We start from the raw sequence: 13184 nt of genomic DNA on the forward strand, positions 1-13184 counted from the left end.
GCCCGGGAACGGCTTCGTTCCCGGGCCACCCGCTGTTCGCGGGGCCGGGCGAACCTGCCTCCACGTCTTCCCCGCGTCCGTGGTGCGTTCCTGTGCGCTTCCCCCGCACGGTTCACCTGGTTGCGGCCCCGGGCTCGGGCGGTACGACGACGACGGGGAGGTGGGCGTGGTGGACGATCTCGGTGCTGGTGGAGCCGAGTGCGAGTCGGCCCCAGCGGCTGGCGCCACGGGTGCCCACCACGAGCAGACAGGCGTCCTCGCTCTCTTCCAGTAGGACCTGGGCGGGTCGGCCGTGCTCACAGCGCACCTCGACCTCCACGTACGGCTCGCCGACCTGCTGTCGCAGTTCCTCGACCAAGTCCGCCACCTCGCGGGCGACGGCGTCGTGCAGGTGCGGCGCCGGCCCGCCGCTCGGGCGGTTCCAGCCCGTCATGGCCCTGTCCGGCGGATCGGCGTGTCGGCCGCCGAAGGCACAGACGGCCCGCACGCCGACCCCTCGCAGCTGTGCCTCGCGAAGAGCGAAGAGCACGGCCCTGCGGGCGGGCTCCGAGCCGTCCGTACCGACGACGATCGGACCGGCGGGACCTGACGCGGGAGAGTGGTTCACGGGGACCTCCAGGAGGTGAGGCCCGGCAGCGGGCTGCCAGGCTCAGCGGATCCGGCGGATTCCGCGGACCCGGGGAGGCGCGGATACCGGTGCGTCCGCTGCATTCATGATCCTCCGGCGACGGCGCGGCGGCATGTCCGTCCTCGCCCCGTGAACGGCCGCACACGGTTGCATCCCGGGAAGGAGGTTGCCCGCGACGGAGTACGGGCCGAGTCTGGAGGAGCGAGGCGCGTTACACGCGGGGACTCACGAATCGAGGAGGCCGCGGACGATGACGCTCACGGTGGCGCTGGCCGGCGACACGATGCTCGGGCGTGGAGTCGCCGAGGAACTGCGGCGCTCGCCGACACCGGGGACGCTGTTCTCCCCGGAGGTGCGGAAGGCACTGGCGGCGGCCGACCTCGTCGTGCTCAACCTGGAGTGCTGCGTCTCCGGCCGCGGGGAGCGGTGGCCGGATCCGGACAAGCCGTTCTTCTTCCGCGCCCCGCCGTCGGCCGCCGCCGTCCTCGCGGAACTGGGGGTGGACTGCGTGACACTGGCCAACAACCACGCCCTGGACTACGGCTTCGAGGCCCTCGCCGATTCCTGCGACCTGCTGGAGCAAGCCGGCGTCCGCACGGTCGGCGCGGGGCGGGACGTGTCGGCCGCGCGGGACTTCGCCGTGCTGGAGGCCTGCGGGGCGAGGCTGGCGGTGGTCGGGGTCACCGACCATCCGAAGGAATACGCGGCCGGGGCGGGGCGTCCCGGAGTGGCCTGGGCCGACCTGTGGACGGGCGTGCCCGACTGGCTGACCGTCCTGGTGGCCCGGGCCGCGCGGGAGGCCGACGCGGTGCTGGTCACCCCGCACTGGGGCCCCAACATGACGCCCGGGCCGCCGTCGCACGTGCGCGCGGCGGCCCCACGGCTGCTGGCCGCCGGGGCGACGCTGGTCGCCGGACACTCCGCCCACGTCTTCCACGGCGTCGCCGACCGCGTCCTGTACGACCTGGGCGACTTCGTCGACGACTACGCGGTCGACCCGGTGCTGCGCAACGACCTCGGGCTGCTCTTCCTGGTGACGCTGGACGGGCCGGACGGTGCGGACCTGGCGCCGGTCCGGCTGGAGGCACTGCCGCTGGCCCTGGAGTTCTGCCACACCCGCTCTGCTCGTGGCGAGGAGTGGGAGTGGATCCGCGAACGGTTCGCCACCGCTTGTGCCGACTTCGGCACCGAGGTGGGCGAACGGGACGGGCGGCTGACGGTCGACTGGAGCTGAGGGCGGCGGTGGCGGTCGGGCCCGTTCGGCCGGCCGGGCGGTGTGGTCGGGTTCAGCGTCCGCGCGTGGCCCTCGGCTGCCGGGCGCGGGCGATCCGGTCGAGATCCTCCGTGGTGACCACGCCGACGACCCGGCCGTCGTCCAGGACGAGGATCGGTGGCGGGGCGCTCGCGCGGTCCAGAACCTCGACGAGGTCGTCCCCGGGCGCGGCGACCAGGCACGCCGACAGCGGGGTGGCCAGGTCGCGGGCCCGCAGCTGGGCCCGGCGCGCGGGCGGGACGGCCGCGAGCCGGCGCAGGTCGAGCAGGCCGCTCGGACGGCCGGCGACGTCGACCAGGGGGACCACCGGGAGCCCGGCACGGGCGGCGGGTTCGGCGAGGAAGCGGTCCAGGGTGAACCAGTCGGGCCCGGTGGTGACCGGCGCCGTCATGACCTGGCCGATCCGGGTACCGCGCAGGGCGCCCACCAGCACGGCGCGGCGGACCTCTGCCTGGGCGGACGACCAGATGAAGAACCCGACGAGCAGGAGCCAGATCCCGGCTCCGCCGCCCCGGAGGAACTCGAACCAGCCGACGGCGCAGAGCAGCAGGCCGCCCGCCTGGCCGGCCCGTCCGGCGACGCGTTCGGCCTGTTCCTGGTCACCCCGGCGCCACCAGACCACCGATTGCAGGAGCCGCCCGCCGTCCAGGGGAGCGGCGGGCAGCAGGTTGAACACCCCGAGCAGCAGGTTGGCCCAGGCGGTCCACAGCAGCACCGCGGCCGGCAGCTCCCAGTGGAGGGCGCGCTCGACGCCGAGTCCGGCGCCCAGGAAGACGCCGCCGAGGACCAGGCTGGTGAGCGGCCCGATCCCGGCGACGGCGAACTGGCGGCCGGGGCTCGGAGCCCGGCCCATCCGGGTGACGCCGCCCAACGCGAAGACCGTCATGTCGTCCACCCGGATCCCGGCCCGCCGCGCGGTGACGGCGTGGGCCGTCTCGTGCAGGAGCAGGCTCACGGTGAGCAGCAGCGCCCCGACCAGGCCGGCGAAGCCGTAGGCGGTGCCGGAGCGGCCGGGAACCAACGCGGGGAGGGTCTGCCCGGCGAGACTGACACCGAAGAAGAGGACCAGGACGGGTGCGCTCCAGTGGATCCGCAGCGGTATGCCGAGGATCCTCCCCAGCGATGCGGACCCGCGCATCCCGACACCTCCTCCGGGTCGCTGCCGGCCGGGTCCCGTGCTCTGCCCGCGCGGCCGGGCCGGAGCCGCCTCGTCCCGGGTGCGGCGACGGGGACTCCGCGGTCCTCGTCGTCATCGAGGTGCCGGTCGCTGCTTCCATCGTGCGCTCGGAGGGACCGTCCGTCACGGTCCGATGGGCCCACTCCGCGCCCGCGATGAAACCGAGCCTGTCAGGAGACGAGGACGGCGATGCCGTCTCCGAGCAGCTTCAGCCCGAGAACGAAGAACAGGACGGCCATCACGGCGACGTTGTGCTGGGCTGCCCACTCCTTCCAGCCGCCGAGCACGGTCTTGGCCCGCTCTCCGCCGAGAAGAAAGACCGCCAGCGGGGCCAGCAGGCCGAGGGTGGCGATCACGACGAAGATCGCCAGCGATGCGATCTGCTGCCCGACCGGCAGTCCTGCTGAGCCGATCGTGGCGCCCGCGGCGATGGTCAGCGGTGCGTTCTTGGCGTTGAGCGCGGAGAAGGCCAGCCCGAGTGCGAATACCTTGACCGGCGCGAGGCGGTCGATCGCGCCCATCCACTTCGGCAGCTGGGCCTGCGAGGGATCCCTCGGGCGTCGACGCCAGTGCTGGGCACCGAAGAGGACGAGGAACACGCCCAGAGCGAGCTTGAGCGCTCCCACCCAGGTAGCCGGGTGCTCGTGGGCGGAGGCGCCTGCCGGGGAAGCGATCGCCAGCATCACCGCGCCCAGCGCCGTGAGTCCCAGGATCCAGCCGACGGTGAAGAGGACACCGTTGAGACGTCCTCGGGGCGTGGCGAGTATGAGGATGACGGCGATGATCGGGAGCGGGCTGATTGCGACGGCCGCCGCGAAACCCAGCACGTCACCGAGAACTGCGCCCATGGTTGCCTCCGGATGGCGATCCGGTGGAACGGGCTCGGGGGAAGCGGGTGATCCGACCGTCCGTACGATGCAACGGGTTGTTCCGTGATCGGCTGCGCCGTTGTCTTCACGGCTGTGCGGAAGCGGCTGCCCGGAATGGCGACGGCGGCATACTCGGCACGTCCCACCGCTTCCATCGTCCTGCGCCTGGCCGGATCTGTCCTCGGGAGCTTCTCGGAACGGCATCGCCCTGGTGGAGGCAACGTGAAGTGACCGGATGGACACTCGCCAGGGCCGGAGGTTCCCGGGAATCCGGTGAAGGCGTCGATCAGGGTTGAAGGTGCGAGGCAGCGCATCCGCGATGAGGATTGACATGCGAGGGCGAGGGCGCCTCACGTCCGGGTGCTCGGCGGCCCTCGCTCCGATCCGTGGCAGGAGAGTTTCACGATGACTGCGACGAGAGATGCAGCCCAGTCTGCGCACCCCGAGCGGCCGGGCAGGTCGGATGGGGTCTGCAGCGAGTTCACCGTCTTCACCGAGATCAAGCCGGGCCATGCGGATGCGTTGCGGGAGGATCTCGCCGCGATGGCCGACACGGCGGCTGCCGAGAGGACGCACGCGGCGGTGCGCCAGATCGGCACCCTGCACGACGCGCGACATGTGATCTTCGACAACGACACCCGGTTCATGTTCGCCAGCGTCTTCGACGGCTCCTGGGACACCTACATCGACGACTTCGCCAAGACGGTGGTCGGGGAGCGCTTCGACAAGGTCTTCTCGCACAGCGAAGGGTTCCCCGGCGTCAAGGATCCCGGGGCGAAGGACTGGTTCCTCGCCCACCAGGAGCCCGCCGGGGTGTTCGTCAGCGCCTATCCCGACCTGACCGTTCAGCAGATCTACAAGGACCAGCGTGTGGACGAAGCGTTCCAGGAGGTGCTGGACACCCCCGAGTTCCGGGCGGCGCTGGAGAATCCGGCCAACGCGGAGCTGGTGGCCACGCCCGCCTTCCGGAAGCTGTTGGAGGAAGCCTCGGCCTAGAGCCCGGGCGCAGCCACCCTCAGAGCCGACCCGCCGCCGGTGGACCGCGTCGGCCGGTGAGAGTCGCCAGTGCGGGGATGCCCGGACAGAGACCGATGCGGAGGCACAGGCAAACATGAATTCGGCGGACAGCAGCAGCGCGGCCGGTATGAGCGTCGAGATCGACGACGTCCAGAGCGGGGCCCTGCGTCCACGCCCCGTGCCGTATCAGGGAAAGTACGTCTTCCTGCGCGTCGACGACCGCCATGCCGGACGCGCCCTGCTGCGGCGGCTGCTCCCGGTGACCTCGGCCGGCCTGCCCAGCGCGGAACAGAGCCGGGACGCCTGGGTCGCTGTGGCGTTCACCTACCAGGGGCTGAGGGCCCTGGGGGTGCCACAGGAGTCGCTGGACAGCTTTCCGCAGGCGTTCCGCGAGGGCATGGCCGCTCGGGCAGAGCTGATCGGCGACGTGGGCGACAGCGCGCCGGCCCACTGGGAGGCGCCGTTCGGAACGGGCGACGTCCACATCGCGTTGAGTGCCCTCTCCTCCGAAGCGGCGCAGCTGGACGAGGAGTTGGAGCGGGCCCGTGCCGCCTACGAGGACACGCCCGGTGTCCGGGTGATCTGGCAGCAGGAGGTCCGCCAGCTCCCGACCGGCCGCACCACCTTCGGGTTCCGTGACGGCATCAGCCATCCGAACATCGAGGGTGTCGGACTGCCCGGCTCCAACCCGCAGGAAGTCCCGATCAAGGCCGGCGAGTTCATCCTCGGCTACCCGGACGAAACCGGCAGCCTGCCACCCATGCCCAGCCCCGACGTGCTGGGGCGCAACGGCACCTACGCGGCCGTGCGCAAGGTCCACACCAACGTGGCGGCCTGGCGCCGGTACCTCCGCGCGAACAGCTCCAGCGCCGAGGAAGAGGCCCTCCTGGCGGCGAAGATGGTCGGGCGCTGGCCCAGCGGGGCGCCGCTGACGCTGACGCCGGAGCACGACGATCCGGAGCTGGCGGCCGATCCGCACCGCGTCAACAACTTCCTGTACCGGGAGAACGACGACCGGGGGTACCGGTGTCCCGCCGGTGCGCACATCCGGCGCACCAACCCCCGTGATTCCACCATCATCGGCGACGCGCGGATGCACCGTCTCATCCGCCGCGGCACCACCTACGGCCCGCCGCTCCCGGAGGGCGCGCTGGAGGACGACGGCGCCGACCGCGGCCTGGTCGGAGTCTTCCTCGGGGCCCATCTGGAAAGGCAGTTCGAGTTCATCAAGGCCGAATGGCTCAACGACGGCAACTTCATCGGCTACCCCGGCGAGAAGGATCCGGTGGCCGGGCACCACGGCGGAACCGGCAGCGTCACCATCCCGGAGAAGCCGGTACGGCGTCGCCTGCGGAACCTGCCCAGCTTCGTGGTCACCCGCGGAGGTGAGTACTGCTTCGTGCCGGGACTGCGCGCCATGCGCTGGCTCGCCGAACTGGAGGACTGAGGGCGATTCCAGGCTCCCGAGGTGCAATCAGGGTCTCCGAGAGGAGAAGTCGAAGTCATGGCAGCACAGTTCGTCCGCTACACACCGGGCATCGAAGACGACGATCCGCACTTCGACGAGAACCTGCAGACGGTGATCGAAAGGACCGAGAACTACATCGCCGGGTCGGTCGAGGCCGGCGGCACCGGCCGGGCCCTGCGCGATGCCCATGCCAAGGGGTACGGGCTGGTCCGAGGGGAAGTGGAGATCCTGGACGGGCTGCCCCCCGAGTACGCCCAGGGGATCTACGCGACCCCGGGAACCCACGATGCGCTCATCCGTTTCTCCAACGGCTCGCCCCACGCCGGAGCCGACGCACGACTGGGCGCCGCCACCGGACTGGCGCTGAAGATGTTCGACATCCCGGGCCCGACTCTGCTGGAGGACGAACCGGACACGGGCACCTTCGACTACGCCAACATCAACGGACCGATCTTCTTCTGCAACACCGTCGAGCACTACCTGTTCATCCAGGAACTGTTCCTGGACGCGCCGGCCTACTTCTCCCAGGGCCGACCCGGAGCACATCGTTTCTTCACCGAGTTCGTGACCGGAAAGGGGACACTGAACCAGGACGACTGGGCGTGGGACGAGTTCCTGGCCTTCCTGCGTCTGTCCAGGATCCCTCCGGCGAACGTCCTGCTGTCGAGCTACTGGACGATGGGCGCGGTCCGGCACGGGGACTACGTCGCCAAGGTGCGCATCACCCCCGACCCGTCCGCCGCCGCCGCGGTGGTACGGCGCGACATCGACCCGACCTCGGCGGCGGAGGTCTTCCGGCCGGCCCTACAGGCCGAACTGCAGGAGCGGCCCTACGCCTTCGACATCCAGGTCCAGCTCTGCACCGACCTTGAGCGCATGCCGGTGGAGGACACCACCGTGGAGTGGCCCGAGAAGCTCTCGCCGTCCGTCACCGTGGCCAGGCTGCGACTGCCGCAGCAGGACATCTCCGGCCCGGAGAACCTGGAGAAGATGGACTCACTGTCCTTCACGCCTTGGCGGGTCACCGCCGAGCACGCCCCCCTGGGCAACATCATGCGGGCCCGCAAAGAGGTCTACCGGCACTCCTCCATCGCGCGCCACAGACTCAACCGGCAGCCGCGCACGGAGCCCCGAAGTGCGGACGAGGTACTCGGCCCGGCCGGCCACCCGTACAGGTGACATTGCGTCGGTCAGCGCATCGGGCTGGTCGCGCAGGGGCCCGTGCCGGGTCACCGAGCGGCCGCGGGGACGGCGCCGGCCCAGCCCTGGGCTCCGGTCTCGTGGGCGGTTTCCTCGCCCGGCACCGGTCTGGCCGTGGAGATCGGCCGCCGTCGTGACAGAAGGGGTCGCAGCCGAGCAGGAGGCCGGCTCGGGTCAGCCGAGCTCGTTCTTGTGGACGACGCCGTCCTTGACGATGAGTCGCAGGTTGCGTTCGGGATCGGCGAGGACGGACAGGTCGGTGGTCGGGTCGCCGTCGACGACGAGGAGGTCGGCCCAGGCTCCCGGCGCGACGACCCCCAGCGGCGCCGCACGGTAGGGGTCGCGATGGCCGGACAGGCGGAAGAGTTCGGCGTTGCCGGAGGTGGCCGTCTTCAGGACCTCGACCGGGCTGAGGTAGGTGGCGAGGCGGACGAGCATCTCGTTCTGCCGGTGGGCCTTCCCCGGGGCGAGTACCAGGTCGGTGCCGAAGGCGAGCCGCACGCCGTGGTTCACCGCCCAGCCGATGGTGCGGGCGACGCCTTCGCAGACCTCGCGGTTCTTGCGGTCGCTGTCCGCGGATGCGTAGTGGTGGTCGTCGACCTCGAACGGCTGGGTGCTGAGCCACACGTCCTTCTCCGCGAGGTAGCGGATGGTGTCCTCGTCGGCGAGGTGCCCGTGCTCGATGCAGCGCACCCCGGCCTCCACCGCGCGGCGGATGCCTTCGGAGGTGTAGACGTGCACGGTCACGTAGGTGCCCCAGTCGGAGGCCGCGTCGACGGCGGCCTCCAGTTCCGCCGTGGTGAACTGCAGCACGTCGAGCGGGTCGAACTCGGAGACGACGCCGCCGCCGGCCATCAGCTTGATCTGCGTGGCGCCCTTCCTCAGCTGCTCGCGCACCGCCGCGAGCACCCGCTCCGGACCGTCGGCCACCCGCGTGAACCCGATCTGTTCGGTTCGGGCCTGCGGCCCGCCCAGAGCGGTCGGGGCGTCGTAGACCGTCCCGAAGTCGCCGTGGCCGGCGGTTTGGGAGATGGCGGCCTGGCTCGGGTAGATCCGTGGGCCCGGGAACAGCCCGCGGTCCAGCACCCGTCGCAGCGGCTCGGTGTCGCCGGCCATGTCCCGCACCGTGGTGAAGCCGCGCATCAGCATGTCGCGGGCCGCGGCCAGGGCCTGGTAGTAGACGGTGCCGGTCGGCGCGAGCTGCAGCTCCGCCATGGTGCCGCCGATCGCGAACAGGTGGACGTGCGCGTCGGTGAGGCCCGGGAGGAGGGTACGGCCGCCGCCGTCGAGCACCGTCGCCCCGTGGGGTGCACGGCGCGGGAGGGGGCGGCCCAGCACCACCTCTGCGATCCTGTCCCGTTCGACCCGGACGTGCCCCGGTACCGACTCCTCGCCGATCCCGTCGAAGACGCGCACGTTCGTCACCAGCAGCCCGGTACCCGAGTCGTCGACACCCATGCCGCCATCTTCGGCCGGTCACGGAGCCGGGACCAGAGCGACGGACCGATCTGCCGGTCCGACCGTGCCCGGTCGTCAGCCGACCGGCCCAGCCTCGCGTGCGTCCCGGACGGCCACCACCGTCTCGCCCGTCTTCCCCCTCCGCACAGGGCGCCGCCGTGCGTGATTCCGGGCATCCGGATCCCCGACAGCGTCCGGTGGGACCTGATCGTCAAGGCCGTGGAGGCTCACACCGACGCCGTTCGGGTGGTTCCGTATGTCGAGCGGTGGCCCGGGGCGGGGCGCGGAGAGGTGGGGTTCGGCGCGGAGCATGCCGAGCAGGGTCTCGCGCTCGTCGGCCTTCGCGCCGGTCAGGCGGCGTAGGGCGCGCGGCAGGTGCAGGCCCCGGAAGTACGTAGAGTGCGTGCGGAGAGGGAGCCCGGGTCAGGCGTCACAACCGACCTTCGGACTCCCTCGCTTCATCTCATGCGTGCCAGCAAGCCCTCGGCATCAATCATCCAGTCGGACCGGAAGTTCACACGTGAGGCCTCAGACCACCGACATGCGCCAGACCGCCGAACCGCGCCGGACGGCCGCCCACGGCAGAACCGGCCACCGCGCCCCGACCGCGCCGGCCACCGTGCACGCATCCACTGCGCCCCTCCCCGACCAGCACGACCACAGTGCCCTGCGCGCCGCGCTTGCCGGCGCCATCGAGGACGCCATCATCTACGACCTGGACGGCATCGGCGGCCAGTACGCCGCACTTCTCGCCGAACTGCCGGGTGTGGCCGTCCGGTTCGCGATGAAGGCCTGCCCGGTGGACGAGGTGCTCGGCCACCTTGCCGCGCTCGGCTCCGGCTTCGACGCGGCCGGCCCGCAGGAGATCGCCCAGGCCCTGCGCACCGGTGTGCCGCCCGAGCTGATCCACTACGGCAACACCGTCAAGTCCGACCGCAACATCGCCGAGGCCCACCGGTTGGGCGTGCGGGACTTCGCCACCGACAGCCTGGAGGACGTCGCGGCGATCGCCGAACACGCCTCCGGCGCACGGGTGTTCTGCCGGATCGCGACCACCGGCGAGGGCGCGCTGTGGGGCCTGAGTCACAAGTTCGGCTGCTCGCCCGAGGACGCCCTGCGGGTGCTCGGCGAAGCCCGCGCCGCCGGGCTGGTGCCGTCAGGCCTGTCGGTGCACGTCGGCTCGCAGCAGATGACCGCCGAGGCGTGGGGGACGGCGATCGACTCGCTGGCCGCCGTGCTGGAGGCGCTCAACTGGCGCGGCATCACCCCGACCCGGATCAACCTCGGCGGCGGCCTGCCCGCCCTCGGCGTCCTCGACCGGCGGGGGCGCCCGCTCGAACCGCCGCTGGACAAGATGTTCGCGGTGATCCGCGAGGGCATGGAACGGCTGCGCGCCGTCAGCGCCGCGCCGCTGGAGTTCCTGCTGGAGCCCGGGCGCCACCTGGTCGCCGACCACGGTGCGATCCGTGCGCACGCCGCCCGGCTCACCTCCCGCCGTCGCCTCGACGGCACCCGGGAGGACTGGCTCTACCTCAGCTGCGGCAAGTTCAACGGCCTGTACGAGATGGACCAGTTGCAGTACCGGCTGGAGTTCCCCACCCACCCGGGCGGCCAGTTCGTCAACGCCGTGGTGGCCGGCCCGACCTGCGACAGCGACGACGCGTACGCGCAGGACGACGGCCTGGTCCGCGTCCCGCACGCGATCGGTTCCGGCGACCCGGTGTGGATCCACTCCTGCGGCGCGTACGCCACCGCCTACGCCACCCGTGGGTTCAACGGCTTCGCGCCGCTGCCGCACACCTGCATCGGTGGGCACCGCAACGGAGGAAACGCATGAGCGAGTACCGCATCCGACTGCTCCGGGAGGAGGACTGGGACGAGGTGGTCGCGCTGGAGGAACGCGCCTACGCCGCGAGCGGCCTGTCCGAGGGCCGCGAGGCCCTGCGTTCCCGACACCGCGCCTCGCCTTCGACCTGCTTCGTGCTGGAGTACGCGGGCAGCCTGGGTGGATACCTGCTCGCCCTGCCGTACCCGCTCTTCCGCTGCCCGGATCTGAGCCTGGCCGAGGACGGCGCGGTAGGGGAGAGCCACCGGGGGAGCAACCTGCACACCCACGACGTGGTGATCACCGAGAAGTTGCGCGGCCGGGGCCTCGCCCCGCGGATGATGCGTCACCTGCACGGCACCGCGCCGGCGGCCGGCTACCGGACGGTCTCGCTGGTCGCCGTCCTCGGTGCACAGGCCGTGTGGGCCCCCCTGGGCTACCATGCCCGGCCCGAGATCGGGCTGCCCGCGAGCTACGGCGCCGAGGCGGTCTACATGGCGAAGCCGCTGGAACCCGCTGTCACCGATCCGACTCTCGGGTCCTCACCCAGAGCCGAAGTGGGCTGATGCAGACGTCCCCCGTACCCGACGAGTTCCGCCGCTCCCAACCGGCCACCTGCGGCCCGCTCCTGGCGCCTCACGCTCCCCGGCGATGAGCAGGTTCTCGACCTGCTCATCGCCGGGGAGCCGACGGCGCGGAACCGATGCTCGTCAGTAGCGCCAGCGGACGGCCTCGATGACGTCCGCATCCGTGTGCATCGCGAACAGCTCCGCCTCCGCCCGCCGGACGGCCAGCACGGTCTCGTACAGCTCTGGGCCGAGCGCCTGCCGGAGCAGTGCAGACTTCTCGTACGCGTCGATCGCCTCCGGCAGGCTCGCCGGGAGGCGCTCGGCGTCGCCGAGGGCGGCGGGGTCGCTCGTGGTCTCGGGCGGGAGGGGCAGGCCGGCGTCCAGGCCGGCGAGCCCGGCGGCCAGCACGCCGCCGACCGCCAGGTACGGGTTGGCGGCTGCGTCGAAGCACTTGACCTCGGCGTTGGCCTGCCCGGCGGCGGAGCCGGCGATCAGGCGCAGTGCCGCCTCACGGTTCTCCAGGCCCCAGCAGCGGTAGGCCCCGGCGAAGTGGGAGGGGACCAGCCGCAGGTAGGAGGCGACGCTGGGCGCGCCGAGGGCGAGCAGAGCGGGAAGCTCGGCCAGGACGCCCGCGAGGAACTGCTCGGCCTCGGGATGCAGCCCGTGGCGGCCGGGGCCGCCGTGCCCGAGGTTCCGGCCCTGGCGCCAGAGGCTGAGGTGCAGGTGGCCGCCGTTGCCGATGGCGCCCTCGGTGAAGAGGGGCGCGTACGAGACCCGCAGGCCGTGCCGGGCGGAGACGGCCCGGATGGTGTGGCGCACCAGCATCGTGGTGTCGGCCGCCTCGACCGGCCCCTCGGCGGCGACCGAGACCTCGAACTGCCCGGCGCCGTACTCGGGGTGGACCTGGAGTACGGCCACCCCCTGGGCGGTGAGGGTGCGCAGCACCTCCCGCAGGTAGTCGGAACGCTCGATGAAGCGGGTCATCCCGTACGCGGGCCCGGTCGTGGCGGGGGCCCCGGTGGCGTCGGCCACCACCCACTCGATCTCGATCCCGGCCTGCACCGAGAACCCGCGCCGCTCCACGGCCTCGGTGGCCCGGCGGGCGAACTGGCGCTGGCAGCCGGGATGCGGGGTGCCGTCCTGGGTGTAGCGGTCCGCCGGCGCCCAGGCCCAGCCGGGTTGGGCGGCGAGCGGGGTGAGCCGGTCGAGGTCGGGGACGAGCCGCAGGTCGCCCACCGGGCCGGTACTCGATGGCGAAGTGGCGAAGGAGTCGTCCACCAGGGCGACGTCGAAGCAGGGAACGGCGCCGACACCGTACTCGGCGGCGTGTTCGAGCCGGGTGAGCGGGACGGACTTCACCCGGGTGAGTCCGGCGTTGTCGACCCAGCCGAACACCACCCCGTCGATTCCGTCGGCGGCGAGCTGGGCTTCGGCCGCCCGGGCCTGGGCGGCCCGCTCGGCTCGGGGGTACGTGGTGGTCATGCCGCCCATGCTGGCGCCGGCAGCAGCCGGTGCGTGAGAGATCAGCCGGGAGTTCACTCGTCCGTGAACGGCCGGATCTGCGACGTGACACAGGACAGGCGCGCGGGGAGCTTCGGGTGACGCCCGGCCTCTGATCTCGCGCGGTGCGTTCTCGGGCGATGGCGGGGAGGAGAACGTGGCGTCGGGGCGGACGGATGGGGGAAGAAGAATGGGAGGAA

General features: G+C 72.0%; 12 protein-coding genes. 7 read left to right on the forward strand and 5 right to left on the reverse strand.

Annotated features, from left to right (window positions below):
- Window positions 1–112: 112 nt before the first annotated feature.
- Entirely contained in the window at window positions 113–607 is a 495-nt protein-coding gene (locus ACFU7Y_RS05045) for a universal stress protein (RefSeq protein WP_224283798.1), read from the reverse strand.
- A 271-nt stretch (window positions 608–878) separates the two neighbouring features.
- Between ACFU7Y_RS05045 and ACFU7Y_RS05050 the strand changes: the two genes are divergently transcribed.
- Entirely contained in the window at window positions 879–1862 is a 984-nt protein-coding gene (locus ACFU7Y_RS05050) for a CapA family protein (RefSeq protein WP_224283797.1), read from the forward strand.
- Window positions 1863–1914: 52 nt separating this feature from the next.
- Here the strand turns inward: ACFU7Y_RS05050 and ACFU7Y_RS05055 are convergent, their stop codons facing one another.
- Window positions 1915–3039: a site-2 protease family protein gene (locus ACFU7Y_RS05055; RefSeq protein WP_380766509.1), complete on the reverse strand. Its 1125-nt coding sequence runs from the start codon at window positions 3037–3039 to the stop codon at window positions 1915–1917.
- A 209-nt stretch (window positions 3040–3248) separates the two neighbouring features.
- Entirely contained in the window at window positions 3249–3926 is a 678-nt protein-coding gene (locus ACFU7Y_RS05060) for a GAP family protein (RefSeq protein WP_224283034.1), read from the reverse strand.
- Window positions 3927–4352: 426 nt separating this feature from the next.
- On the opposite strand from ACFU7Y_RS05060, the gene ACFU7Y_RS05065 reads away from it, so the two are divergent.
- The 3 genes from ACFU7Y_RS05065 to ACFU7Y_RS05075 all read left to right on the forward strand — a co-directional run bounded on the left by ACFU7Y_RS05065 (window position 4353) and on the right by ACFU7Y_RS05075 (window position 7611).
- The gene (locus ACFU7Y_RS05065; protein ID WP_224283035.1) at window positions 4353–4943 is read left to right on the forward strand and encodes a hypothetical protein; all 591 of its coding nucleotides are present in this window, start codon (window positions 4353–4355) and stop codon (window positions 4941–4943) included.
- Between the two features lie 148 nt (window positions 4944–5091).
- Window positions 5092–6411 (forward strand): Dyp-type peroxidase, encoded by a 1320-nt coding sequence (locus ACFU7Y_RS05070; protein WP_224283036.1) that lies wholly within the window; start codon window positions 5092–5094, stop codon window positions 6409–6411.
- Between the two features lie 57 nt (window positions 6412–6468).
- Entirely contained in the window at window positions 6469–7611 is a 1143-nt protein-coding gene (locus ACFU7Y_RS05075; protein ID WP_380766510.1) for a catalase family protein, read from the forward strand.
- Between the two features lie 195 nt (window positions 7612–7806).
- Here ACFU7Y_RS05075 and ACFU7Y_RS05080 read toward each other — a convergent pair whose 3' ends face one another.
- A complete protein-coding gene (locus ACFU7Y_RS05080; protein ID WP_224283038.1) occupies window positions 7807–9090 on the reverse strand; it encodes an amidohydrolase family protein in 1284 nt (427 codons plus the stop codon).
- Between the two features lie 162 nt (window positions 9091–9252).
- Here ACFU7Y_RS05080 and ACFU7Y_RS05085 point away from each other — a divergent pair, with 162 nt between their 5' ends.
- From ACFU7Y_RS05085 to ACFU7Y_RS05095, 3 genes are all read left to right on the forward strand, one after another.
- A complete protein-coding gene (locus ACFU7Y_RS05085; RefSeq protein WP_380766511.1) occupies window positions 9253–9453 on the forward strand; it encodes a hypothetical protein in 201 nt (66 codons plus the stop codon).
- 178 nt (window positions 9454–9631) lie between these two features.
- Complete coding sequence (locus tag ACFU7Y_RS05090) at window positions 9632–10927, forward strand: type III PLP-dependent enzyme (RefSeq protein WP_380766512.1); 1296 nt, start codon at window positions 9632–9634, stop codon at window positions 10925–10927.
- Window positions 10924–11481, forward strand: a complete 558-nt coding sequence (locus ACFU7Y_RS05095) for a GNAT family N-acetyltransferase (RefSeq protein WP_224282825.1) — start codon at window positions 10924–10926, stop codon at window positions 11479–11481. Before ACFU7Y_RS05090 ends, ACFU7Y_RS05095 begins: the two co-directional genes overlap by 4 nt.
- A gap of 144 nt (window positions 11482–11625) precedes the next feature.
- Here ACFU7Y_RS05095 and ACFU7Y_RS05100 read toward each other — a convergent pair whose 3' ends face one another.
- The gene (locus ACFU7Y_RS05100; protein WP_224282824.1) at window positions 11626–12966 is read right to left on the reverse strand and encodes a glutamine synthetase family protein; all 1341 of its coding nucleotides are present in this window, start codon (window positions 12964–12966) and stop codon (window positions 11626–11628) included.
- Between the last annotated feature and the right edge of the window lie 218 nt (window positions 12967–13184).

It is taken from the genome of Kitasatospora sp. NPDC057542, assembly GCF_042801945.1.
In the GTDB taxonomy this organism is placed as follows: Bacteria; Actinomycetota; Actinomycetes; order Streptomycetales; family Streptomycetaceae; genus Kitasatospora.

Coding starts and splice junctions, on each gene's coding strand:
- ACFU7Y_RS05050 (WP_224283797.1), top strand. CDS start 879: ATGACGCTCACGGTGGCGCTGGCCGGCGACACGATGCTCGGGCGTGGA.
- ACFU7Y_RS05080 (WP_224283038.1), bottom strand. CDS start 9,090: ATGGGTGTCGACGACTCGGGTACCGGGCTGCTGGTGACGAACGTGCGC.
- ACFU7Y_RS05055 (WP_380766509.1), bottom strand. CDS start 3,039: ATGCGCGGGTCCGCATCGCTGGGGAGGATCCTCGGCATACCGCTGCGG.
- ACFU7Y_RS05075 (WP_380766510.1), top strand. CDS start 6,469: ATGGCAGCACAGTTCGTCCGCTACACACCGGGCATCGAAGACGACGAT.
- ACFU7Y_RS05065 (WP_224283035.1), top strand. CDS start 4,353: ATGACTGCGACGAGAGATGCAGCCCAGTCTGCGCACCCCGAGCGGCCG.
- ACFU7Y_RS05070 (WP_224283036.1), top strand. CDS start 5,092: ATGAGCGTCGAGATCGACGACGTCCAGAGCGGGGCCCTGCGTCCACGC.
- ACFU7Y_RS05090 (WP_380766512.1), top strand. CDS start 9,632: ATGCGCCAGACCGCCGAACCGCGCCGGACGGCCGCCCACGGCAGAACC.
- ACFU7Y_RS05100 (WP_224282824.1), bottom strand. CDS start 12,966: ATGACCACCACGTACCCCCGAGCCGAGCGGGCCGCCCAGGCCCGGGCG.
- ACFU7Y_RS05060 (WP_224283034.1), bottom strand. CDS start 3,926: ATGGGCGCAGTTCTCGGTGACGTGCTGGGTTTCGCGGCGGCCGTCGCA.
- ACFU7Y_RS05095 (WP_224282825.1), top strand. CDS start 10,924: ATGAGCGAGTACCGCATCCGACTGCTCCGGGAGGAGGACTGGGACGAG.